This is a genomic window from Psychrobacter sp. DM4 (assembly GCF_051307035.1).
Classification (GTDB): domain Bacteria; phylum Pseudomonadota; class Gammaproteobacteria; order Pseudomonadales; family Moraxellaceae; genus Psychrobacter.
The window spans coordinates 2,175,746-2,201,957 of the sequence record NZ_CP195536.1; the positions used below are offsets into that span (position 1 = coordinate 2,175,746).

Sequence of the window (26,212 nt, forward strand, 5' to 3'; positions counted from 1 at the left end):
CCTGCATTCCCTTCTGAGTCTGCTGTACCATTCGCTTTTATGACCCAGCGACCGTTGTCAGATACTTTAGAGAGACCGATGGCAACAGCGCTTTGACCATTGTAGGTTGCAATACCGCCGCCCACCATAGCTTTGCCTGGAATATAAGCTTGTGGTAGTGAAGACATAGCCATTGCAGCTGATATACCCGCGTTAGCACCGTCTTCCACATCGTTAATCTTATAACCTAAGTCATTCATATTGTTGACAAGTCGATTATCAACAGCTCTAAGCTGTGACACGTTAACCGCATCTGAGTCTGCTGTTCCTGCGGCAACACCTGTCACTTGACGGTATACCTCGTTGTTTGCATTACCGACAGCTACTGCGCCTGTTGTGCTCGTAGTAGCCGCGATAGCTGCGTCGTTGACAGCGCCATAACCTGCAATGCCTGCGCCTGTCGTCGCTCCAGAACCTGTACCCAGTACCACTGAACCTTCAACCGTTTCGGTCACATTATTGCCTAGTACAAAGGCATCATTACTATTTACAGTATTGTTATTACCTACTGAGTAGCTATTGTTACCATCGATGACACTTGGGTCGCCAAACGCACCTGAATTGTTACCATTAACGACGTTGCCTGTACCTACACTAATAGACTGGTTGCCATTCGCTTGAGCCCCATTACCGATAGCGATAGAAGAAGCGCCGCTAACTACGGAGCCGTTACCAACCACCACAGCGTTTGTCGCCTCTGAGGTCGCTTTGGTATTAAATCCTAATGCAACAGTATTGTCAGCGCCAGACTCTACAATAGCATTGACACCAATAGCTGTTGAGTTAGCACCGCCAGCACTTGAATCGTTGGTAACTCCCAAATCCCCTTCAGTACTCACCGCATTTGTGTGCGAGAATTTGACGCCTTGAGTATTCATTTTTTGAACCGTCTCGCCTATGGTTAGACGATCCGTCACTTCTTGACCTTCGACATCATAAGTCAAGAATAAAGACTCTTCGTTATCATCATCTAGATTTCTATTGACGACTTGATCCGTTATGTTGACTGTCACCTCGTTTCCGTCTTGATCAGTCACATTCACGTCAGTAAGATTTTGAGCTATTACACTGTCGAGTTGACCCTTATTAACAGCATCATCTGCATTGATGCCATTAGCAACGTTACCAAGCGTAGTACCACCACTCACCACAAAGTCGTTGCCATCATCATCGGTATCTATGACTGCTTGAGTACCTGCTAATGATACGCTGTCGTAATTGACCGTGTTATCAGGGTTACGATCATATTGAACGCTACCTGCAGATAAATCGGTTAAATCTCCAGAAACTGTGTTGAGTTGACCAACAGTTGCTGCATCTGTCGTAGCGACTCCATCAGCTAAATTGCTAAGTGCATTACCACCTGCATCAATACCTGCGGTGGTGATGCTTGGGCCGCCTGAAATAGTGAGACCATCGGCACCATAAGTACTGGCATTCGTGCCATCGTTTACGACTAAGCCTGCACTGTTCAAAGTACTGTTACCAGTGACAACGCTATCGATATCGAGGTCTCTGGCAGTTGCAACCTCGTAGTTTGTAGAACCATCAGCATTCGTTGTCGTTGCGACAAGAATGTTCTCACCTTGAGTGACTGTACTCTTGGCTTGAGTCGCTGCTGTGTTAAGTGATGAGATTGCTCCATCGATAGTGTCAGCACCTGTACCGCCAATGTCAGTTGTGGTGACCACACCACCGTTATTCACAGCATTGCCGCCAATAATAGTGGCCAAAGACGCAGCGCTGGTATTCAACTGATCACCTGTAACGGCTTCTGTCGATCCCGCAGCTACAGTACCGTTAGCAACCCCTGTGAGTTGACGATTACCATCGGTTCCAGCAAAGCTGACGCTGTTACCACCCGTTTGAGCGCCAACGGTGATAACGCCAGTGCCCGCGTCTTGACGGACGATGCCTGTACGACCTGCAGCTAGATCATTGATGTCACCGGTATTGGTGCTGGTACGTGTGTCCAAGTTACCCAACGCGTCGCCGACGTTGGTAAACGGCGCCGCATTCGTCCCGGTGTTGGTACCATCGTCAAGCACGTAGCTTGGTGCGGTCACAATGCCTGTTGTAGGATCGAAGGTTGAGTTACCGCCAAGGTTGGTTGCGATAGAGCTTGCGGCGGTGTTCAACTGAGCGCCATTGATGGCGTCGGTTGAGTCGTCAGCAAGACTGCCGTCTGCTACGCTTGTGATCACGGTGTTACCGGCGTCGATACCTGTCGCTGTGAGGCTAGGACCGACTGGTGCATTGTTGTCATCTAAGAAGGTGACGCCTGCTTGGTTAAAGACGGTACTGGTGGTGCCATCGGTTGTGGTGAAGCCGTCAGCGCCATAGGTACTAGTGTTGGGGCCGTCGGTGACGTTGGTGCCTGTTGCACTGACGGTGGTGATGTTGCCGTTACCATCGTTAGCGGTGACGCTGTCAACGGTGATGGCGTCCGCTAAGCTGTAGTTGATGCCGTTGTCACTTACGGTGGTGACTAGGTTGGCATCACTGGTAAAGTCAACGGTTTCACCCAACTGTACGTTGTCTTCATCGGCCTCGACGCCATTCGCGGTGATGTTAAAGCCAAGGTTGGACTGCGCTTGAACGTTAGCGATGTCACCGGTATTAGTGCTGGTACGTGTGTCCAAGTTACCCAACGCGTCGCCGACGTTGGTAAACGGCGCCGCATTCGTCCCGGTGTTGGTACCATCGTCAAGCACGTAGCTTGGTGCGGTCACAATGCCTGTTGTAGGATCGAAGGTTGAGTTACCGCCAAGGTTGGTTGCGATAGAGCTTGCGGCGGTGTTCAACTGAGCGCCATTGATGGCGTCGGTTGAGTCGTCAGCAAGACTGCCGTCTGCTACGCTTGTGATCACGGTGTTACCGGCGTCGACACCTGTCGCTGTGAGGCTAGGACCGACTGGTGCATTGTTGTCATCTAAGAAGGTGACGCCTGCTTGGTTAAAGACGGTACTGGTGGTGCCATCGGTTGTGGTGAAGCCGTCAGCGCCATAGGTACTAGTGTTGGGGCCGTCGGTGACGTTGGTGCCTGTTGCACTGACGGTGGTGATGTTGCCGTTACCATCGTTAGCGGTGACGCTGTCAACGGTGATGGCGTCCGCTAAGCTGTAGTTGATGCCGTTGTCACTTACGGTGGTGACTAGGTTGGCATCACTGGTAAAGTCAACGGTTTCACCCAACTGTACGTTGTCTTCATCGGCCTCGACGCCATTCGCGGTGATGTTAAAGCCAAGGTTGGACTGCGCTTGAACGTTAGCGATGTCACCGGTATTGGTGCTGGTACGTGTGTCCAAGTTACCCAACGCGTCGCCGACGTTGGTAAACGGCGCCGCATTCGTCCCGGTGTTGGTACCATCGTCAAGCACGTAGCTTGGTGCGGTCACAATGCCTGTTGTAGGATCGAAGGTTGAGTTACCGCCAAGGTTGGTTGCGATAGAGCTTGCGGCGGTGTTCAACTGAGCGCCATTGATGGCGTCGGTTGAGTCGTCAGCAAGACTGCCGTCTGCTACGCTTGTGATCACGGTGTTACCGGCGTCGATACCTGTCGCTGTGAGGCTAGGACCGACTGGTGCATTGTTGTCATCTAAGAAGGTGACGCCTGCTTGGTTAAAGACGGTACTGGTGGTGCCATCGGTTGTGGTGAAGCCGTCAGCGCCATAGGTACTAGTGTTGGGGCCGTCGGTGACGTTGGTGCCTGTTGCACTGACGGTGGTGATGTTGCCGTTACCATCGTTAGCGGTGACGCTGTCAACGGTGATGGCGTCCGCTAAGCTGTAGTTGATGCCGTTGTCACTTACGGTGGTGACTAGGTTGGCATCACTGGTAAAGTCAACGGTTTCACCCAACTGTACGTTGTCTTCATCGGCCTCGACGCCATTCGCGGTGATGTTAAAGCCAAGGTTGGACTGCGCTTGAACGTTAGCGATGTCACCGGTATTGGTGCTGGTACGTGTGTCCAAGTTACCCAACGCGTCGCCGACGTTGGTAAACGGCGCCGCATTCGTCCCGGTGTTGGTACCATCGTCAAGCACGTAGCTTGGTGCGGTCACAATGCCTGTTGTAGGATCGAAGGTTGAGTTACCGCCAAGGTTGGTTGCGATAGAGCTTGCGGCGGTGTTCAACTGAGCGCCATTGATGGCGTCGGTTGAGTCGTCAGCAAGACTGCCGTCTGCTACGCTTGTGATCACGGTGTTACCGGCGTCGACACCTGTCGCTGTGAGGCTAGGACCGACTGGTGCATTGTTGTCATCTAAGAAGGTGACGCCTGCTTGGTTAAAGACGGTACTGGTGGTGCCATCGGTTGTGGTGAAGCCGTCAGCGCCATAGGTACTAGTGTTGGGGCCGTCGGTGACGTTGGTGCCTGTTGCACTGACGGTGGTGATGTTGCCGTTACCATCGTTAGCGGTGACGCTGTCAACGGTGATGGCGTCCGCTAAGCTGTAGTTGATGCCGTTGTCACTTACGGTGGTGACTAGGTTGGCATCACTGGTAAAGTCAACGGTTTCACCCAACTGTACGTTGTCTTCATCGGCCTCGACGCCATTCGCGGTGATGTTAAAGCCAAGGTTGGACTGCGCTTGAACGTTAGCGATGTCACCGGTATTGGTGCTGGTACGTGTGTCCAAGTTACCCAACGCGTCGCCGACGTTGGTAAACGGCGCCGCATTCGTCCCGGTGTTGGTACCATCGTCAAGCACGTAGCTTGGTGCGGTCACAATGCCTGTTGTAGGATCGAAGGTTGAGTTACCGCCAAGGTTGGTTGCGATAGAGCTTGCGGCGGTGTTCAACTGAGCGCCATTGATGGCGTCGGTTGAGTCGTCAGCAAGACTGCCGTCTGCTACGCTTGTGATCACGGTGTTACCGGCGTCGATACCTGTCGCTGTGAGGCTAGGACCGACTGGTGCATTGTTGTCATCTAAGAAGGTGACGCCTGCTTGGTTAAAGACGGTACTGGTGGTGCCATCGGTTGTGGTGAAGCCGTCAGCGCCATAGGTACTAGTGTTGGGGCCGTCGGTGACGTTGGTGCCTGTTGCACTGACGGTGGTGATGTTGCCGTTACCATCGTTAGCGGTGACGCTGTCAACGGTGATGGCGTCCGCTAAGCTGTAGTTGATGCCGTTGTCACTTACGGTGGTGACTAGGTTGGCATCACTGGTAAAGTCAACGGTTTCACCCAACTGTACGTTGTCTTCATCGGCCTCGACGCCATTCGCGGTGATGTTAAAGCCAAGGTTGGACTGCGCTTGAACGTTAGCGATGTCACCGGTATTAGTGCTGGTACGTGTGTCCAAGTTACCCAACGCGTCGCCGACGTTGGTAAACGGCGCCGCATTCGTCCCGGTGTTGGTACCATCGTCAAGCACGTAGCTTGGTGCGGTCACAATGCCTGTTGTAGGATCGAAGGTTGAGTTACCGCCAAGGTTGGTTGCGATAGAGCTTGCGGCGGTGTTCAACTGAGCGCCATTGATGGCGTCGGTTGAGTCGTCAGCAAGACTGCCGTCTGCTACGCTTGTGATCACGGTGTTACCGGCGTCGACACCTGTCGCTGTGAGGCTAGGACCGACTGGTGCATTGTTGTCATCTAAGAAGGTGACGCCTGCTTGGTTAAAGACGGTACTGGTGGTGCCATCGGTTGTGGTGAAGCCGTCAGCGCCATAGGTACTAGTGTTGGGGCCGTCGGTGACGTTGGTGCCTGTTGCACTGACGGTGGTGATGTTGCCGTTACCATCGTTAGCGGTGACGCTGTCAACGGTGATGGCGTCCGCTAAGCTGTAGTTGATGCCGTTGTCACTTACGGTGGTGACTAGGTTGGCATCACTGGTAAAGTCAACGGTTTCACCCAACTGTACGTTGTCTTCATCGGCCTCGACGCCATTCGCGGTGATGTTAAAGCCAAGGTTGGACTGCGCTTGAACGTTAGCGATGTCACCGGTATTGGTGCTGGTACGTGTGTCCAAGTTACCCAACGCGTCGCCGACGTTGGTAAACGGCGCCGCATTCGTCCCGGTGTTGGTACCATCGTCAAGCACGTAGCTTGGTGCGGTCACAATGCCTGTTGTAGGATCGAAGGTTGAGTTACCGCCAAGGTTGGTTGCGATAGAGCTTGCGGCGGTGTTCAACTGAGCGCCATTGATGGCGTCGGTTGAGTCGTCAGCAAGACTGCCGTCTGCTACGCTTGTGATCACGGTGTTACCGGCGTCGATACCTGTCGCTGTGAGGCTAGGACCGACTGGTGCATTGTTGTCATCTAAGAAGGTGACGCCTGCTTGGTTAAAGACGGTACTGGTGGTGCCATCGGTTGTGGTGAAGCCGTCAGCGCCATAGGTACTAGTGTTGGGGCCGTCGGTGACGTTGGTGCCTGTTGCACTGACGGTGGTGATGTTGCCGTTACCATCGTTAGCGGTGACGCTGTCAACGGTGATGGCGTCCGCTAAGCTGTAGTTGATGCCGTTGTCACTTACGGTGGTGACTAGGTTGGCATCACTGGTAAAGTCAACGGTTTCACCCAACTGTACGTTGTCTTCATCGGCCTCGACGCCATTCGCGGTGATGTTAAAGCCAAGGTTGGACTGCGCTTGAACGTTAGCGATGTCACCGGTATTGGTGCTGGTACGTGTGTCCAAGTTACCCAACGCGTCGCCGACGTTGGTAAACGGCGCCGCATTCGTCCCGGTGTTGGTACCATCGTCAAGCACGTAGCTTGGTGCGGTCACAATGCCTGTTGTAGGATCGAAGGTTGAGTTACCGCCAAGGTTGGTTGCGATAGAGCTTGCGGCGGTGTTCAACTGAGCGCCATTGATGGCGTCGGTTGAGTCGTCAGCAAGACTGCCGTCTGCTACGCTTGTGATCACGGTGTTACCGGCGTCGACACCTGTCGCTGTGAGGCTAGGACCGACTGGTGCATTGTTGTCATCTAAGAAGGTGACGCCTGCTTGGTTAAAGACGGTACTGGTGGTGCCATCGGTTGTGGTGAAGCCGTCAGCGCCATAGGTACTAGTGTTGGGGCCGTCGGTGACGTTGGTGCCTGTTGCACTGACGGTGGTGATGTTGCCGTTACCATCGTTAGCGGTGACGCTGTCAACGGTGATGGCGTCCGCTAAGCTGTAGTTGATGCCGTTGTCACTTACGGTGGTGACTAGGTTGGCATCACTGGTAAAGTCAACGGTTTCACCCAACTGTACGTTGTCTTCATCGGCCTCGACGCCATTCGCGGTGATGTTAAAGCCAAGGTTGGACTGCGCTTGAACGTTAGCGATGTCACCGGTATTGGTGCTGGTACGTGTGTCCAAGTTACCCAACGCGTCGCCGACGTTGGTAAACGGCGCCGCATTCGTCCCGGTGTTGGTACCATCGTCAAGCACGTAGCTTGGTGCGGTCACAATGCCTGTTGTAGGATCGAAGGTTGAGTTACCGCCAAGGTTGGTTGCGATAGAGCTTGCGGCGGTGTTCAACTGAGCGCCATTGATGGCGTCGGTTGAGTCGTCAGCAAGACTGCCGTCTGCTACGCTTGTGATCACGGTGTTACCGGCGTCGATACCTGTCGCTGTGAGGCTAGGACCGACTGGTGCATTGTTGTCATCTAAGAAGGTGACGCCTGCTTGGTTAAAGACGGTACTGGTGGTGCCATCGGTTGTGGTGAAGCCGTCAGCGCCATAGGTACTAGTGTTGGGGCCGTCGGTGACGTTGGTGCCTGTTGCACTGACGGTGGTGATGTTGCCGTTACCATCGTTAGCGGTGACGCTGTCAACGGTGATGGCGTCCGCTAAGCTGTAGTTGATGCCGTTGTCACTTACGGTGGTGACTAGGTTGGCATCACTGGTAAAGTCAACGGTTTCACCCAACTGTACGTTGTCTTCATCGGCCTCGACGCCATTCGCGGTGATGTTAAAGCCAAGGTTGGACTGCGCTTGAACGTTAGCGATGTCACCGGTATTGGTGCTGGTACGTGTGTCCAAGTTACCCAACGCGTCGCCGACGTTGGTAAACGGCGCCGCATTCGTCCCGGTGTTGGTACCATCGTCAAGCACGTAGCTTGGTGCGGTCACAATGCCTGTTGTAGGATCGAAGGTTGAGTTACCGCCAAGGTTGGTTGCGATAGAGCTTGCGGCGGTGTTCAACTGAGCGCCATTGATGGCGTCGGTTGAGTCGTCAGCAAGACTGCCGTCTGCTACGCTTGTGATCACGGTGTTACCGGCGTCGATACCTGTCGCTGTGAGGCTAGGACCGACTGGTGCATTGTTGTCATCTAAGAAGGTGACGCCTGCTTGGTTAAAGACGGTACTGGTGGTGCCATCGGTTGTGGTGAAGCCGTCAGCGCCATAGGTACTAGTGTTGGGGCCGTCGGTGACGTTGGTGCCTGTTGCACTGACGGTGGTGATGTTGCCGTTACCATCGTTAGCGGTGACGCTGTCAACGGTGATGGCGTCCGCTAAGCTGTAGTTGATGCCGTTGTCACTTACGGTGGTGACTAGGTTGGCATCACTGGTAAAGTCAACGGTTTCACCCAACTGTACGTTGTCTTCATCGGCCTCGACGCCATTCGCGGTGATGTTAAAGCCAAGGTCTGCTGCCGTCTGAGCAGCATTTGCAGCGTTTTGCGCATTTGTCACATTATTGTTAGTTGTCGTCAGCTGACCGAAGTTCACTGCATCTGTAGCAACTGTGCCTGCTGCAACACCCGTAATTTTATTATTATTTAAATTAGCACCACCGTTTAGATTAGATGCACCAGTGACAGTCAACGATCCTGCATTCATCGCACCAGTTGAAGTGACTGTCGTAAATGTCGGTGTCGCTGAAGTACCGATAGTGACATTATTACCTGCACGAGTGATCTCAACATTATTGCCATCGATGAATGTAACCGTATCACCTGCCGCTACTGCGGTTGACGTATCAGTATTTGCACGCAGTCTAAAGGTCTGGTTTTGTAAGCTTGTGATATTACCTGTGTTCGTCGTAGTGCGACCGTCTATGTTTCCAAGTGCCGCACCCACATTGTTAAAAGTTGCACCGTCTACGTTGTAAGTCGGTAAGCTAACCGCGCCGTTATTCGCAGTATAAGTAGATCCACCACCAAGCGCCGCTGCAGTATCAGTTCCTTGACGATTGGTTCTTGTGTTCTGCTCTGTCAATTGAGCGACGTTCACCGCATCAGTCGCAGCTGATCCACCTGCGACATTCTGAATACGTCTGGTCGCAGCAGCGGTGCCGACAGACACCACACCATTTGCAGGTACTACAGCGACATTAGTCAAGAACGAGTTGCCAGCTGGTGTGGTTGTCGTTGAGCCTGCACCCAAAGCGACAGAGTTAGCGATGTTTGCATTGGCAGTGGCACCGATACTAATACTAGAAGTTCCAGTCGCTTCAGAGGACTGACCAATGGCGATGGCACGAGTGTTAGTGGCTCTTGCACCGCCTGCGTTATTACCACCACTACCGATGGCGATAGCTCCCTGACCACTAGTTTGAGCGGCGCCGCCGCCAGCTGTACCGCCGCCTATGGCAACAGAGGATTGACCTGTTGAGCTTGCAGCACGACCGATGCTGACACCGTATTGCGTATTACTACTAGTGTCCGCACCGAGGGCAACGGTGTTTTGAGCTGCTGCATTAGCATTTTCGCCAAGGGCATAAGCATTGGCGCTAGAAGCCCTAGAACCTGCGCCAATAGCAACAGAGTTTGCAGCTGAAGCCTCTGCACCAGACATGAGAGCTAAGGCATGGTTACCTGAGGCAATAGCACCATTTAAGCCATTAGTTGTGGCATTTCCACTTGACCCGATAGCAACAGAACCAATACCATTGGCAATTGGGCTATCTAAGTTTGGAGTTAAACCACTACCAATAGCGACCCCACCTGCACCAGTAGATGTCGTAGGATTACTATTAAAATTTGAACCAATGATAACCGCTTGTGCAGCATTACTATCTGCAATAATATCATTACCGATAACGGTTGATTGTGAACCTGCTGCTTCAAGATTTGCGCCTATTGCAATTGTCTCTGCACCTGAGGCACAAGCAACATTACCCACACCTCCATTTCCAATAGCTATCGAAGAAGCTTCAGTACCAAAACCAGTAGCATCCCTTGTACAGTTTGCAAAAGTCGACCCGCCGCCTACTTCATAGCCTGCTACTGCCTGCATACTAAATCCAGTAGCAGCCATTCCCACACATAATGCACTTAATTTTACTAGTCGTGCACCTTCTGCCATAGCGCCTGTAGAAGGACTAGCGCCAGAGCTGACAGTACCACTCGAAGATTTGCCGCGGCTCTTAGCATATTCAGCGACAGCCGTAAAACAGCCTAATGAGCGGTTCCAAACAACTTTAAAGTTACGATTCATAATGCTTCTTCCTTGAGGTATATGGAGTCGATATAGTTGATAAATGTCTATAGCCAGCAGTTTTAAACCAAAAAATAATGACGTCTTTATTACTCAAAATATTTTGCTTAAAAATACATATAGGCTGCAAATAAATTAATAGTCTGTAAGTGATTCTATTTGAATATAACAAAAAATCAACAACTTTATTCATATATCAATCAATTGTAATTTTTTATGTGTTTTTTTTAAATCTGGGTGAATAGCATATATCCCTACTTAAGAGCAACTTAATAGATTCATAATAATTTTATGTATATATACTTAAACGAATATTAATATCTAATATTATAGATATAAGAATAAATATATTTATTTTTTGATATATAACTTTTGACTTTATTTTTTACTACTATTACGACGCCCCTTTTAAGTAGCAGATGGTAATGCCTCTCACGCTGACTTTGCTAAGTTAATGGCGTCACTACCGTTGCTAGCGCAGTCCTAGGGTTCATCTGACATCAAGATAATACCGATATCTTTTATAACGACTTTTTAGGACATAAATAAATAAGTCATATATCGTTTTATATTATTGATATATTCATTTTATTAAATATAGAGAGTAATAGAGAAGTTTTTTGAAGGCACAAGTAGCATTAGCCTTATAGAATAAGACTAGGAAGGGAGATTAATTAGGAAGAGTGTTTTGGTCGCGGCGGAATAATAGAATTTTTAAACCAGCTTGTATCTGATAAATAAATGCCAAGCTATTGATGATTATAGAATAATTACAAAAGCGTTTTTACTTTATTAGTAAATTGAATAAGCGCCTGTTTGTAAGCTTTATCTGTGGTCGTTAATGTACTTAGGCGTCCATAGCGCAATTGTCGATACTGTTGCATCACTTGGATCAAACAAGTAGACAACTCTTCGTTATTTTTAGAGTCTATTGTAAGTCGCTCAAGCCACGCTAATTGTCCTTCGTTATCGAAGCGTGCGAGTGTATTATCGCTTTTAGATAAACGCTGAGATAACTTAATGAGCGGCTGATCGGCAGGATGCCAGTGTTTACGCCTACGCTGCCAAATCATAAATATGATAATACTCATAATCAAGATAGCAATTGCTGCCATCCACATCACTTGTTGCATGACAGAAATAATGTTGAACCATTTGAGCAGTGAGCTGGCTTGACTATCCTGATCGTAGCCGACGATGTCCTTTTGCCAGTAGTAGCTTGCTTGATCGGATAAGCGCCGTAGGGATTGGAGCATCTGATATTGCTGATAGCTAAGCTGAGCGCCCGCGCCATCACCGAACATCGCCACGCCTTGCGCCTGCGTTATCGCGTCCATACCTTGCTCGACGCGCTCTGGCGCTACAAATGCTGTTGGGTCGACTCGTACCCAGCCTTGACCTGCCAGCCAAACCTCTGTCCAAGCGTGCGCATCCATTTGCCGCACCTCCCAGACATCACCGCCGCGACTCAGCTCGCCGCCTTGGTAGCCTGCTACTACCCTAGCGGGAATACCCGCGGCGCGCAGCATAAAGGTAAAACTTGAAGAATAGTGCTCACAGAATCCAGCTTTGGTATCGAATAAGAATTCATCAATACGATTTTGACCCAGGCGCGGCGGTGCAAGCGTATAGCGAAATTCAGTCTGGTTGATCCAGCGCTCAATGGCAGTCATATATCGCTGCGGATCTGATCCTGCTTGTGCAAAAAGCTGCTTGGCAAGCGCGCGCGATTTAGGGTTGCCATCACTTGGTAGCGCTAAATTGATACGTCGATCGTTATCACTCAACATAGGATCAATACGCATCGGCGCATAACGCAGCACATCATAGCGCAGCTGCTGAGTGACAGGCTCATCTTTGAGTAAAGTAAAGTCAGAGGTGACAGCTGTATCTTGCTGCTGAGTAAAAGGATAATCGAGACCAAATAACCAACGCTGCTGGGTCGGCTCTAGGATAATCTCATAAGTGACAGGGGCTAATTTGGTGGCATCGGCAGCGGTAGCGAACGCATTCACCAGCCATGGCGGCATCTGCCGCGCGGATTCCCATTGCCACTGCTGACGACTTGGGTTGGGTCGCCAGGTAATACCATCAAAATCACTAAACACAAGGCCGCGCCAGTACAGATCTTCTTGCGGCGGACGTCCCTCTGCGAACTCCACGCGAAATGCCAGCGCCGTTGATTGACTTAAATTGGCAAAGTCGCCAGGCGACATACTGTCAGAGACACCCGTTGTTGCTTGTTGTCCTGAGAGTTGTACGGACCATAAAGGCGGCAGACGCGGGAAGAATAAAAACAGCACGACCAGTAGCGGTAATGCGCCGATGCCAAGCACGCCTAGAGTACGCACACGACCATCGCCGCGCTGATTGCCATCATCGTTGAGCGCAATAAACGCCAATAAGACAGCGAGAGTACCTAGGATAACTTGTAGGGTTGTTAGTAGCCCTTGATCCATTAAGAACAGCGCAGCTAACACAAATAGCGATAGATTGAGTACTACATAAGCATCACGGCGCTTGTACAGCTCCCACAGCTTACTGACCAAACACAGCACCAAAAATGCCACGCCCATATCAAGACCAAAAGCAGTGCTATAAGTTAGCCACAATCCTACCAGCCCTAATAAGAAGCCGAGCATTTGCATGCCTTGATACAGGCGTTTAAAGTAACGAGTGCGACTAAACTTGGCTTTAACGCGCGGTAATTGAGCGATGATACTTAACACCGCAAATCCTATCAGCCACAGCGGCAAATGCGCTACGTGTGGCAAGATGACGAATACTTGCGCGATTAATACCCAATAATAAGCAGGTAACGCTAATAGCTTACGATGCCACTTTTTTTTTACATCTAAGTTATCACTTGGATCGGTGCGGCGATACAGCTGACCTAGGGCTAATTGCTCAAAGCTAAGATAAGCGTCCTTAGTTGAGCTATCTTGCCCAGATATAGACTTATTGATAATTGTATTGGTCATGGCGCTTTTGCCAACCTTAACAAGCAGGCTTGTGCAAAGGCGTCGCCTGCTCCGGTGCCCGTTTGTTGATTAGGATCAATAGACACCTCATTGGGCAGTTGCATCTCAAACGGTACGCCAAGTTGACCTAAAGTCAGCGCACCGTACGCCAGTTGCGCGAGCTTTTGTTCGTGGTTAGCCGCTGGCATATCGATATAATTTAGCGTTTGCTCGGCGCCAACAGGATCAGCGAAGTGCTTGGTAAACATGCCCTGCCCGCGCGCCACGTGACCCCAAGAGACCCGTGCTAGCGACTCGCCTGCGATATAAGTATCCAGGCGATCAAAGTCATCTTGCCCTTGCACGTATTGCCCGCCTGCCTGTAAATCGTCTTGAGTAACCGACAGATACTGCGCTTGCCAGTCAAAGGCTTGCGGCTTGGGATACACCCAAGCGCTACGTGCAAAATAGACGTAAGACCATGCGCGCATAATGCCCAGCGGGTAAGTAGTTTTGATGATAAGCCTTGGTAGCTCGAGCTGACCACGAGCATGAGTATAAATAGGCAGGCGTATGGTTTGCTCACCGTCTACTCTAGCGATAAGCAATGGCTCTGTTGGTTGAGGCGCATTTGCGGCACTGCTTACTTGCTCAAAACCAAAGGCTAATTGACGTCTAGGCTGACGACTCTCGCTATGCAGCTGCAACGTCGCCCATATAGGTTCGCCTACCTCGCTTGTGGTCACCTCAAGCAAGCGTATCTGTAATCCTGATATGTGCGCAAAGGTCACATGAAAGCTGATGAGCCAGACACTAATTAGATAAAAACACAGCCCCAGCACCAAATTATTGCCGTAATTAATACCGGCGATAAAGGTGATAAGCAGGAGCACCGCAAATAGCATCCCTTCGCGGTTAAAAAAGATATAGACATTACGCAGATTAAGCGTTGCGCTATCATTCTTTGGCGCACGCTTCGCAAACCAGCGGGTTGATGCGGTTTTAATTGGTGCAGTTAAGACGCGCGGCAAAAGACTCATAACCACCTTTATCTAAACGTAAGCGTGCTAAACAATGACTGGCACTGCGGCCATGATGCGTTGCGAGAGGGTTTGCGGCGCTTGTCCACTGATGATATGGGCCGGAACAAAGCGCTGACCGAGCCTATGATCAGTGACGGCAGCAAATACCGCTTGGATATCTTCAGGTGTGGTTTCGGTATGACCAGACACATAGGCATGTGCTTGTGCGGCGCGTTTAAGGGACAATACACCGCGCGGCGAGAGGCCATGATAGTCTTGACTGCTACGGGTTTTTGCGACCAAACGTTGCAAATAGTCGAGCACCGCATCTGCGACAAATACCTGCTCTACGCCAGCTTTAGCGAGTAGCACCGCCTCGGTATCAAGCACGGCGGCTAAGCTATTAAGAAGCTCGCGACGGTCTTGACCTTGTAGTAACGCTCTCTCTGCTTTTGGAGAGGGGTAACCCAAAGATAAGCACATCAAAAATCGATCCAGCTGTGATTCTGGTAGCGGATAGACGCCCGCTTGTTGTAAAGGGTTTTGTGTTGCAATCACAAAAAATGGCTTGGGCAACGTATAAGTCTGACCGTCTTGGGTGACTTGACGCTCCTCCATGGCCTCAAGTAGCGCGCTTTGAGTCTTGGGGCTAGAGCGGTTGATCTCATCAGCGAGTAGCAATTGGGTAAAGATAGGACCGGGACGAAACTCAAAGCTGAGTTTGCTTTGATCATAGATGCTCATGCCCAAGATATCGGCAGGGAGCATATCGTTAGTGAACTGGACACGGCTAAAGCTCAAACCGAGTAATTGTGCGAGTCCCTGAGCGAGGGTCGTTTTGCCCATACCGGGCAAATCTTGCAATAGCAAATGCCCACCTGCCAGCACGCAACTGAGTGCCAACTTGACCACTTGTGGTTTGTCCAATACCACTTGATTAAGCTGGTTAAGGAGGTGGGCTATGCGCTGCTGATTGCTAGCATAGTCGGGTATAACTTGATTTGCGGTATCAACGTCTATATTGGAAGTAGTCAAATGAGACCTTGCATTAGAAGTAGTAAACAGGCGACGGGCATGGCTTTGAGACATAGGGGATAATCAGCTTTATTATGAGGATATTTTTATAGCACTTTATTCATTGGAATAGAACAAGCGTCCTATGTTTTATCATACATTTATTTGATTTTGTAGCAATAATTGAGCCACATATACAAGCTATCCAAAATCTGCAGCAGGTTTATGCTCTGCGCCCTCTAGCACGTCAACCGCATCGTTAGCGGGTTGCTCAACATTGTCATCGTCCTCGCTCGGAGTAGCTTTGTTTGCATCCGCGCGTAGGGTTGAGACATAAGCAATCACATCAGCGCGCTCCTTGCTATCTGGCATCGGATCAGCAAGCATTTTGGAGCCAGGCATCGCCTTTTCCGCATCAGCGATATAGGGATCTAAAGTGTCCGCATCCCATATCCAGCCCGATACACTTAGCGCTTCACTATAATCATAATCTGATAGCTGCGCCGCCTTTGCACCATAAACATTCATAAGCTGCGGGCCTTTTTTGTTCAGACCTGGGGTCAGCTGATGGCACTGGGCGCAAGCGTCTTTGTATATCAGCGCACCTGCGACCGCGTCTCCTTTGGTATATAGCGGTAAAGTCACAGGTGCGCGCGAATCTGCAGGCGGCGTAGGCTCACAGCCGGCGAGTACTAACAGGGCAAGAATAGCCACGCCGAATTGGTGTATAGCAAAAGGCATTATTTATAATCTTTAAGTAGAGGGCTATAGATAAGTAGAGTGACTGGCATGAATCACTATACCTGATACAAATTATACCTAATACAACAAGCCACAACCTGTACAAATGGTAAACGCTTAGTTGATATACGATAAGAGACAGGAGCGGGCAAAAGATAAGGCTATGACGGACTAGTAGTTTCAATGGTCTCTTTAGGCTCTTGTAGGTAGTAGCCTTGCAAATAGCGCGCACCAACACTCCAAGCCACGGACATCGTTGCCGCGTCTTCGATATAGGGCATTAAGACTTCTACATTGAGCTGATTGGTACTAGTCACCAAGGCTTTTAGCGTCTCAAAGTTATCTGCCTTATCGATATCTTGCACGTAAGTATGCGCTAGACGCACCGTATCAGGCTTGATCATATTGGCAACTTCTAAGGATTTGGTAGAAGAGCCAAAATTATGCACGCCAACCTGACAGCTTGCCTGACTAAGCGCTGAAAATTGCGACTTAGCGATAATGAGATGATCAACGATGTCTTTTTCATTAAATTGAAGCGTCAAAACATTTGAGACACCGCCAACCGCATTGATCAATTGACGAGCGACATTAGGTAAATTTTTGTCGATGAGCGATGCGCTAGTGAGTTGCACAAGCAAACGCGCTTCTGGATGCGTTTTGCGCACGGCGCTGATTTTTTTACAGGCATTAATGAGTACCCAGCGATCTATTTTTTCACGCAAACGATGCGCTTTGGCAACCGTCATAAATTGATCAGGCGTCAGTACCGTATTATCAGCATCTTGTAACGGCAAACGCAGATAAACCTCATAGAAATCACTGCGATCATTAGTGATGTCGTATATCGGCTGAAACAGTAGCTCAAAGCGGTTGTTGGCAATGGCATCAACGAGTGTCTCTGCAAGGGCATTATCATCACTATTGGCATGCTCACTTGGATCATACAGATGATAAGTATTACCCTGATTGCTCGTCTCTATCATAATATGAGTGATAGCATCTATCGCACGCTCAAGTAGTACTTGCGGCTCAGCTGCACCCTGCTCTATTTTGACGATACCCGTACTGACCGTAGTATGGGTCGTGTGATTGTCCACCTCAATCAGCATCTCACTGATATGCACACCGATACGCTCGGCAAGTGCGATCAACTCTTGAGCTGATTTGCTAGTTGTTAACAGCGCAAATGAGGTATCACTAAAGCGGCTAATATAGTCCTGCGGCGCAATCTCACCAAGAGCCTTTGCCACTTGCTGAACGGTGATATCGACGCCTTGCAAGCCCAAGCTGCTTCTAATTTTGCCTATACTATCCAGTTGAATATAAAGCAGACCTGCTACCGCCTTGCCTTGTATGGCTTGTTCACGTATTGCTAACAGCTGCTCCTCAAAGCCGCGGCGATTATTCAGTCCCGTCAGACTATCTTTGCGCTCGGCCACCGCCAAACGTTTGGCAATCTCGGCGCTATTATGGCTGTTTTGCTGAATAATAATTTGTGTGACAGGTTCGGCGTCTAGCGTTGCGGTTGCCAGTTGTAATTTGGCCTTAAACGTTGTGCCATCAACCCGCAAACTATCAAAGTTAAACTCAACCTGCGTGCGATCACCTTTATCAAATTGCTTTAAGAACTGCTTAAAACCTTTGACATTATCAGTACCTGCAATCAGATCAATGACAGGAACACCGATGACGTCGTCCATAGCCTCAAAGCCAAACATTTTAAGATAAGGGTCATTGGCAAAAATATGTATACCCTGATCTAAATAAGCGACAGCACTTTTGGAGTTTTTAATCAGGATATTAGCGCGCTGTTCGGCCTCTGATAGGACATGACGCAGGGTTTTTAGTTGACGGCGACTGCGTAAACTATCGTGTTGCAAGCAAATAGCCATAAGTACAGGAATGTCTTTATCCGTATACAGAGACTTTACCATCGTACTATCGATGACTGTTGGCAGGTGTTGGGTATTACTATTTTGCGGGCTAGCAGTAGGATTGGTTTTCCCTAGCAGCGATATTGTCGGTAGATCGATACTACGCTCTTGGATGATACCTACTACATCAGTAAAGCTCATATCATAAGCATTACCAAATACCAAAACGTCCCACTGCTGGCGCAAAGATTTTAGCAGCTCTTCTTTGTCATCTAAGAACCCTAGATTGACCTCATCATAATAGGCTCCTAAGAGCTGAACTATATGCTCTGCATAGAGCTGATCATCATCAACGAATAGTAGATTAAGAATAGAGGGAGTACGCATAAGCCGCCTTTTATTATGTTATGTCTTAGAACGCTCTATTAAGTATAAAACTAGAGTACAAGCATCTGTGAACTTAAGCAATAATTTAGTCAGTTATGGCTTGACATGCACTTATAATAAAATTAGTAGTAAATGTACTCAAACATAGACTACTAGGTTAAATGAAAATAAAACTTAGATATATACTGCCTCAAACTGGCTAAATTCTTCTGTAGTGAGCAGTTTACGTTGCAAGCGTAAAGACTGCTGCTTATCATTAATACAGACCATTACTCTATCATTCACTTTCCAATTGTGCGTCGGTAATAACAAGCTAAAATTCGTCTGTAGCCCAGTGTCACTGCCGATAATCAGTGCAGGAATGAGATGCTGATTACGAGCCCCTCTATCAATCAGGCGTAGCGCGCATGCACTAAATTTATGACCAAGTATTTGCCATTCTATCTCTTGGTTGGTGCCCGATAAACTACCGCCCTGCCGGTTTTGTTGGTCGATATTGACCCAGCGTACTACGCCTATAGAACGATCAGTGTTGTCGCCGTTTTTGTCAGTTCGGCATAACAAAAATAGATTCATAAGTTTGAGTACTGGCGGCGCTGTACTGCTGACACTATCGTAAATGGCATTTGAAAAACCAGTATCGCCTTTGAGGTCGGTCGCATCCTCTTTATTCAGCCATGCATTGTCTGTTTGCTGATTTGAAAAGTCAGCCAAATTCGGTAATAGGTGTAGGGTTCTAAACGGTGATTCCGAATCGACGCTAGAAAAAGTCTCAACTGGTATGCTACGTTTATTTGAGGACTCGGTTGGCTGAGTATCATAGCGGGGTCGCCACTCAAGCGGGATTTTTTGCAGCGCAATTAAACTCATAAGGCTTTTTTTACCTGCAGCATTGTAGTGAATAGTATTGAATCCGGTGATAATAGTCGCGCGCTGCTTAGAACTTGATGTGCTAATAGACGCATACTTTTGCTGAATGTAGCGATACGAGCGATACGATAACATCGACCACACTTTATCCATCAAAAACTGAATAGCCATCTCGCTACCATCGGTAGCTAAAAAGGGACGACGCGATTGTAAGTATGTTGCTAATGGTGCCAGCTCAATAAATACACAGTCATGTTCTTTTTTATACGGGTTGATTCTAGAGTGTCCCGTGAGATAGGTCGGCGGATAGTCACTGTGCAAGTCTACAAATACCCGAGTTTTGGTCTCAGGATTAGTACCTGCAACGACATGATTTGACCACTCCGGCAACAGCCGCTGAAGCAGTAAAATATCAGCGCGAGACAAGGAGCGTACGTTTAGTAAGCTATGAAGGCATATCTGCACATAAAGCTTGTGAATAGTATCAGCATGACGAGTAACGACTTCAGCACTTAGATCTACATGAGTCAAATTATACTGCTCAGCGGTGTAGTATAGCTGATTGATACCCAGCCAGATATTGGCAGGTAAATACTGATAGCAGATCGCTTTTTGTGCCAACAGCCTTTGATAAAGCGCTAAGGAGTGATAGATTGCTATCGATAACGGCGATACTATCGGCGCTTTAGCATGTGTAAAATACCGTATCCAACCACTTTTGGGTCGAATAAGCGCTTGACTATCGCGCTCTAAATGACGTTGTATAACGCCGTCATAAACTAAAATTGCGGCGTAATATAACGATTCAACTTGAGACACATATCTCATCTGATGTGCTTTAAAAGCCTCCATCTCATAGATATAGTGCTTGCGCAGATCAACGATAAGCTTGTCAGTCGCGCTCATGACGATAGATGCTAGGGTGAGACGTTCATCATCATCTAAATCAGAGGCGGCCAGATCAGCAAATACTTCTTCTAATTGATGAGCCTGCTCGTTTTGGGTTTGCGAAGACAGATGCAAGGTCCATTCGCGCAGCTGCTGCTCTTGACCATGCACGTACTGGCGCGATGATTGTGGCAGTAAACTTTTATTTGATAGATATTTCTGAAACGCTGACAAAGTGGCCATAGAAACTCCTTTATAGATATACCAGAGTAACTTTATATAGTGTCAATATGTATATTTACATAGTCATATAAATATACATATTGACACTCACTGATATATAAAAGTATCAACGGCATTTTATTATAGATAAACTAGACAAGGTATGCTTGAGGTCTCAAAATTACTTGTTCATCAAGTACCAAATTCTCTTTCACAATTTAAACATACCATAGTGCCGACTTTAGTTAGTCTCGTAAATGTCAACGGGCACCTTAAAAGGTCTGTTCGGCAACTCTCTTACGAGCTTGGGAACCAGATATCCTGGTAATTTTGCAAGCATTGACCAGTAAAGTTCTATATTCGACCGTTCATCGAGATCAAAGTGTGCCGCTCCTGCAACCTTATCGAGCATGTGCAAGTAATAAGGCAATACGCCTGCGGTAAATAAGCGTAAACTTAAATTCACTTGAGTATCGACATCATCGTTAATACCAGACAACAGAACGGTTTGATTTAGCAGTGTAATATTGGCGGCACGGGCGCGCTTGAGATACGACAAAGTATGCTCATCAATCTCATTGGCATGATTGCAATGAATGACCATGACAAGGTGACAGCGACTTTTGGCGAGTTTTTCTAATAGCTCGTTATCTAGTCGTTCAGGGATGACAAGCGGTAATCGAGTATGCAAGCGAATAGTCGTCAATTGTTCGATAGACTCTAGCGTATCTAGCCAAGCAAACAGCCGTCGATTGCTAATACTCAGTGGATCGCCGCCACTTAATATAACCTCGTTGACCTCAGGATGTTCATTGATATAAGTGATGATATCTTTTTGTACCGCACTGGTGGGCAGATTAGCATTGTAATCAAAGTGCTGGCGAAAGCAGTAACGACAATGAATAGCGCACGCGCCTGTAACCGTCAGTAGTACTCTAGACTCATACTTATGTAGCATACCCTGAATAGGGTTTTGCTCGTTTTCAGCGAGTGGATCAGATACATACCCTGTCACTGCGATCTGTTCTTGCTTGTCAGGTAGGACTTGTCTGAGTAGCGGGTCATTAGCGTCCCCTACCCTCATTTTTGCGACAAAAGCGCGCGGTACTCGCAGCTTAAAATGCTCTGGGATATAGACTTGGGTTTTTAGGGATTCAAGGCCTAGTAGGGCTAATAGCTCATCGATAGAGCTGATGGCTTCGGATAATTGTGTTTGCCAGTTTTTTTGTGTGATTAAATGGTTTATCATGACAACACCTATGCCCAAAAGGCGATATTATACGCTGATAATAGGTACCCTATCAAAATATAGACCAATTCTACTCTTAGCATTCAGCTTACCTTTTCAATAAAATGAAATAGTATAGCTCCTCATCTGCAAAATTTTAAATAATGACAACCCTTAGGAGTCTCTTGTGGCAAGTTTTTCTACCAATGAATTTAAAGCCGGTCTAAAAGTCATGCTAGATGGCAATCCATGTTCTATTATGGAAAATGAGTTTGTAAAACCGGGTAAAGGACAGGCTTTTAACCGCGTCAAATTACGCAATCTGCGTAGCGGTAAGGTATTAGAGCAAACCTTTAAATCTGGTGATAGCTTAGAGGCGGCGGACGTCATCGATACTGATATGGACTATCTGTACAACGATGGTGAGTTTTGGCATTTTATGGACTCAGAAACCTTTGAGCAAATTCAAGCGGATAAAACAGCCATTGGTACTGCGGACAAATGGCTAAAAGATAACAGCAACGCGTCTTGCGTGATTACCTTGTTCAATGGTGTACCATTAACCATTACCCCGCCCAATTTTGTAGAATTACAGATAACTGAAACGGATCCTGGGGTTCGCGGTGATACTTCAGGTGGCGGCGGTAAGCCTGCAACGCTTGAAACTGGCGCTGTGGTTCGTGTGCCTTTATTTGTGCAACAGGGCGAAGTAGTACGAGTAGACACTCGTACTGGCGATTATCAAACCCGTGTAAGTTAATAGTTATAGAACTATAAATACTTTTAAGCAAATAATTTCAAATCATAGCATCAAAACCCAAAAAGCTTAGTCATCAATTAAATGACTAAGCTTTTGTGGTTGTAGATATAGATCCTTATGACTACTCTGGCAACGACTGTTTATGCATAAGCCAATACTGTATCAGAGCATTTAATTGATCCTTCTTAAAGGGTTTAGTACAGTAGTCTTGCATACCGACCATTAAGTATTTTTTGCGTTCGCCATCCATAGCATTTGCGGTAAGCGCAATGATAGGCGGTAGCGTTTGTGGATCATAAAGCTCATGCAATTTGATGGTAGCCTGCACTCCATCCATAATAGGCATATGATGATCCATCAAGATAATATCATAACGCTCAGGATAGAGCGCAAAGTGTTCAATAGCTTGTTGACCATCGGTGACATGCGTCACAATATGACCACCATCACGTAAGGCTTTTTTGGCGATGATCGCGTTGACATTATCATCCTCAACCAGCAGGATGTGACCGGTACGCTGAGCACTAGGAGTAGAGACGGTGTTATCATGAGTCAGTTGCCACTCATCGTACTGCTCTTTATCGATAGTTGGCAGAGGTAGCATAACGACAAAGGTAGATCCGACACCGACCTCGCTATCTACTTCTATATAACCGCCCATAAGATTGACTAAAGACTTACAGACGGACAATCCCAAGCCCGTACCACCATATAAGCGATGCGTTGAGCTATCTGCTTGGTTATACGCATCAAAAATAGCACCCAAAGAGTCAGGTTTGATCCCAACCCCTGAATCGATCACCTCAATGCACAAAGTCATAGTTTCAGAATCTATCGCTTCATCATCGTTGTCATAGTCATCATCAATAGCGGCATGTTTAACATTGATAGTGACTTGCCCGCCTTCACGCGTAAACTTAATAGCATTATTCACAAGGTTCGCTAGTATTTGCTTGAGCCTAACAGGATCGCCTTGTACATGAGGCGATAGCGCTTCTGTATAGTAGTAATTTAAAGTTAAACCGCGCTGACGCGCCTTTGCTGCAAATAGGCTCACTACCTCGTTGCACAGTGTCGATAGGTTCATCGGGACATTGTCAATGACCATCTTGCCAGACTCAACCTTAGATAAATCTAAAATACCGTTGATAATCGCAAGTAGATGCTCAGTGGATACCTTTACATTATTTAAATACTCTTTTTGCTCAAAGCTCAAGTTGGTCTCGCCAAGCATATCGATCATACCGATGATACCATTCATCGGTGTGCGTATCTCGTGACTCATATTCGCCAAAAAATCCGACTTCATCTTATTAGCATGTTTAGCAGTACGTTGATTTTCTCGTAACTCGAGAGCGTCTGAGGCCATCGCTGCAAATTTCGTCAATAGCTCTTTTTGCTCATCATCGAAAATATGGTTGGGCTGGGTATCCATAAGGCACAAAGAGCCCAAACGATATACCTTGTTGTCTTCATACAACAAGATGGGTGCACCTGCATAAAAACGCAGATGAAGACTCTCTGTAATGAGCGGATTTTGAGAAAAACGACTGTCTTTTGATAAATCTGGCACTACAAAAACATCATTAGATAACACCGTATAGTTGCAGATAGCGACCTCACGCGTGGTACTACAAGCGCCCTCCATGCCATGAGCTGATCTCAGATACTGAGTATGCTCATCCATAAAAGTGATCGTCACAATCGGCACATCAAAAAACAATTTGACTAGTTCTGTTAAACGAGCAAAAGCAGGATCATGCTCGCTATTTAGCAGCTGATATTTATTCAATTTAGCGATGCGATCTTCTTCATCTATCGCTATTGGATAATTCAATATAGACAAGACGCTCTCCACGACTTAGTAATACGACCGATATTCATATTAAGGTGACGATTAGTTTCAGCGCCCCTTATTCTCTATCTCATTACAACTTATACCAAAGGTAGCATCAGATAGTAGGGGTACTGTTAGATCTTTTATTTAATGTCTGCTTACTTAGTATATCTAGGGCTTCGCTGACCATTATCATAGCCACAACCGAGGTCATAACGACTGCTGACCCATAACCGCCGCATTGCAGACCACCTGCTTGAGAGCTTTTGTCTACTTGCGGTGGCTCAGTGGAATAGACACATTTAATACCGAACTTCTCTTTTAGGTCTTTATTGATGCACTTTTCGTGCCGTAATTTATGACGCAACCTTGCTAGTAATGGGTCTTGGTAAGTATCGCGCAAATCACTTACTGTGATCTGACGTGGATCAGTCTTGCCGCCCGCGCCGCCTGCACAAATGAGCTTGAGCTTATTAAAGCGACAATGCAAAGCAATAGCAAGCTTGGCGCTCATATCATCGACGCAATCTAAGATAACAATAGGACGACCTTGTTTGGCAGCTAGCTTTGCCTCTGCGCGGCTAGGCAACAAGGTCTCTACATTATCAGTGCTCAAAAAATCATCAATCAGATGCAAGGTTACTTTTGGATTAATCTCACGGATACGCTGACCCATAACCTCAATCTTACCCTGACCAAAAGTGCTGTCTAAAGCGGGCAATTGACGATTGACATTGGAGGCAACGAGTACGTCCAAATCAACCAAGGTTAGAGTGCCAACTGCGGTACGCGCTAATGCTTCAGCAGCCCATGACCCTACCCCGCCTACACCGATGATATAAACGTGCGCCGCCGAAAAGGTATCGGTGGCTACGGATCCATAAAGTGTCTTTGTACCCTTAAATCGGCGTTCGTATTGGCTATCTGATACTTGACTCATAATACTCAATAGTTCTCGTTAGCTAGGTTGGATAATGGATATGCCCATGTTGTTCGTAGCGCCGCACAGCTGTTTTGCCACAACTGCCGCGCAAGGATTGTCACCTCTACGTTAAGTAGCTCACTTAAACTCGTCAATACCCAAGGCAAGTTCGCAGGTACGTTTCTGTTGTGATCTGAGATATCATGCCACTCATCATCTGGACTTTGACCTGATGTCGGCAAATCTGCCTGCTGTTGACACATAATGGGCATCATATCTGGGCAATCCGTCTCTATCACTAGGCAGCTAGTACCATACTTTTCAACAGCGGCTACAATGGCGCGGCGTAGTTTTTTTGCGTTGGGGTTACTCACTTGACCTGTAACGCCAAGCTTGAAACCTAGTTTAACAAAAGCCTTGGCTTCTTGTACGCCACCACTAAAACTATGGGCGATACCTCCAAGGGTATGTGCGTCGTACTCATGAGCCTTCAATATAGCTAAAACGTCAGCGTGTGCCTTTCGGATATGGAGCATCACAGGAAGCTGATGAGTCACCGCCATATCCAGTTGCGCCTCAAAAAACCTCACTTGTTTGGCGAGCATATCAGGCGTTTTCATCTCGTCAGTATAGGTATCGAGTCCTATCTCACCGATCGCAAGCGGACGCTGATTGGTGAGACGTTTTGCCATAGCTTCTAGATGCGCCTCTGTATGCTGAGCAATATAAAAAGGGTGTAAGCCAAGTGCGATATGCACCTGCGGTAATGATACTTCAGCGGCTAATAACGCTCGTTGTTCTATGTCCGTCTGCATATTCAGGGGTGTCAGTGTTTGCTGACAGGCGTATAAGCGCTCAAAGTAGCGCTGTAAATAACCGACTAATACTAAATGATGAACGCCGCTCTGATAAGCTCTTTGTGTTTGCACGAGTCTATCATGATCAAAGGTTGGCGCATCAAAATGGGTATGCGTGTCTATCATTGGAAAGTGAGACGTTGCGTTAATAGGTATTGAATCGGTAGAAACACGATGTTGAACACAATCGCTATTTGCTGATATCAGGCTAGTGCCAG

11 protein-coding genes and 1 pseudogene are annotated in these 26,212 nt (G+C 47.7%); 1 reads left to right on the top strand and 11 read right to left on the bottom strand.

The window, feature by feature from the left end; all coding sequences use genetic code 11:
• Positions 1-32: 32 nt before the first annotated feature.
• The 8 genes and pseudogenes from ACR64G_RS09260 to epmB all read right to left on the bottom strand — a co-directional run.
• Positions 33-10,349: pseudogene (locus ACR64G_RS09260) on the bottom strand (YadA-like family protein); the annotation flags it as partial.
• Positions 10,350-11,179: 830 nt separating this feature from the next.
• Positions 11,180-13,390, bottom strand: coding sequence for a transglutaminaseTgpA domain-containing protein (locus tag ACR64G_RS09265; RefSeq protein WP_435979009.1), 2,211 nt, complete (start codon positions 13,388-13,390; stop codon positions 11,180-11,182).
• Entirely contained in the window at positions 13,387-14,409 is a 1,023-nt protein-coding gene (locus tag ACR64G_RS09270; protein WP_435979010.1) for a hypothetical protein, read from the bottom strand. Before ACR64G_RS09270 ends, ACR64G_RS09265 begins: the two co-directional genes overlap by 4 nt.
• A gap of 27 nt (positions 14,410-14,436) precedes the next feature.
• The gene (locus ACR64G_RS09275) at positions 14,437-15,480 is read right to left on the bottom strand and encodes an AAA family ATPase (protein ID WP_435979011.1); all 1,044 of its coding nucleotides are present in this window, start codon (positions 15,478-15,480) and stop codon (positions 14,437-14,439) included.
• 126 nt (positions 15,481-15,606) lie between these two features.
• Complete coding sequence (locus ACR64G_RS09280) at positions 15,607-16,146, bottom strand: c-type cytochrome (RefSeq protein WP_435979012.1); 540 nt, start codon at positions 16,144-16,146, stop codon at positions 15,607-15,609.
• Between the two features lie 161 nt (positions 16,147-16,307).
• On the bottom strand, positions 16,308-18,410 hold the full coding sequence (locus ACR64G_RS09285; RefSeq protein ID WP_435979013.1) for an EAL domain-containing protein: 2,103 nt from the start codon (positions 18,408-18,410) through the stop codon (positions 16,308-16,310).
• 174 nt (positions 18,411-18,584) lie between these two features.
• On the bottom strand, positions 18,585-20,411 hold the full coding sequence (locus ACR64G_RS09290; RefSeq protein WP_435979014.1) for a hypothetical protein: 1,827 nt from the start codon (positions 20,409-20,411) through the stop codon (positions 18,585-18,587).
• Positions 20,412-20,631: 220 nt separating this feature from the next.
• Positions 20,632-21,639: an EF-P beta-lysylation protein EpmB gene (gene epmB / locus ACR64G_RS09295; protein ID WP_435979015.1), complete on the bottom strand. Its 1,008-nt coding sequence runs from the start codon at positions 21,637-21,639 to the stop codon at positions 20,632-20,634.
• Positions 21,640-21,805: 166 nt separating this feature from the next.
• Here epmB and efp point away from each other — a divergent pair, with 166 nt between their 5' ends.
• Entirely contained in the window at positions 21,806-22,378 is a 573-nt protein-coding gene (efp, locus tag ACR64G_RS09300) for an elongation factor P (RefSeq protein WP_435979016.1), read from the top strand.
• Positions 22,379-22,499: 121 nt separating this feature from the next.
• Here efp and ACR64G_RS09305 read toward each other — a convergent pair whose 3' ends face one another.
• From ACR64G_RS09305 to ACR64G_RS09315, 3 genes are all read right to left on the bottom strand, one after another.
• Positions 22,500-24,224, bottom strand: a complete 1,725-nt coding sequence (locus ACR64G_RS09305) for an ATP-binding protein (RefSeq protein ID WP_435979017.1) — start codon at positions 24,222-24,224, stop codon at positions 22,500-22,502.
• Between the two features lie 106 nt (positions 24,225-24,330).
• Complete coding sequence (locus ACR64G_RS09310; protein WP_435979018.1) at positions 24,331-25,155, bottom strand: tRNA threonylcarbamoyladenosine dehydratase; 825 nt, start codon at positions 25,153-25,155, stop codon at positions 24,331-24,333.
• A gap of 5 nt (positions 25,156-25,160) precedes the next feature.
• Positions 25,161-26,120 (bottom strand): TatD family hydrolase, encoded by a 960-nt coding sequence (locus ACR64G_RS09315; RefSeq protein ID WP_435980702.1) that lies wholly within the window; start codon positions 26,118-26,120, stop codon positions 25,161-25,163.
• Positions 26,121-26,212 lie beyond the last annotated feature (92 nt).

What these genes read in the sequence shown, in the direction of transcription:
- ACR64G_RS09265 (WP_435979009.1), bottom strand. Translation starts at nt 13,390, where the DNA reads ATGACCAATACAATTATCAATAAGTCTATATCTGGGCAAGATAGCTCA.
- ACR64G_RS09270 (WP_435979010.1), bottom strand. Translation starts at nt 14,409, where the DNA reads ATGAGTCTTTTGCCGCGCGTCTTAACTGCACCAATTAAAACCGCATCA.
- ACR64G_RS09275 (WP_435979011.1), bottom strand. Translation starts at nt 15,480, where the DNA reads ATGTCTCAAAGCCATGCCCGTCGCCTGTTTACTACTTCTAATGCAAGG.
- ACR64G_RS09280 (WP_435979012.1), bottom strand. Translation starts at nt 16,146, where the DNA reads ATGCCTTTTGCTATACACCAATTCGGCGTGGCTATTCTTGCCCTGTTA.
- ACR64G_RS09285 (WP_435979013.1), bottom strand. Translation starts at nt 18,410, where the DNA reads ATGCGTACTCCCTCTATTCTTAATCTACTATTCGTTGATGATGATCAG.
- ACR64G_RS09290 (WP_435979014.1), bottom strand. Translation starts at nt 20,411, where the DNA reads ATGGCCACTTTGTCAGCGTTTCAGAAATATCTATCAAATAAAAGTTTA.
- epmB (WP_435979015.1), bottom strand. Translation starts at nt 21,639, where the DNA reads ATGATAAACCATTTAATCACACAAAAAAACTGGCAAACACAATTATCC.
- ACR64G_RS09310 (WP_435979018.1), bottom strand. Translation starts at nt 25,155, where the DNA reads ATGAGTCAAGTATCAGATAGCCAATACGAACGCCGATTTAAGGGTACA.
- ACR64G_RS09315 (WP_435980702.1), bottom strand. Translation starts at nt 26,120, where the DNA reads ATGATAGACACGCATACCCATTTTGATGCGCCAACCTTTGATCATGAT.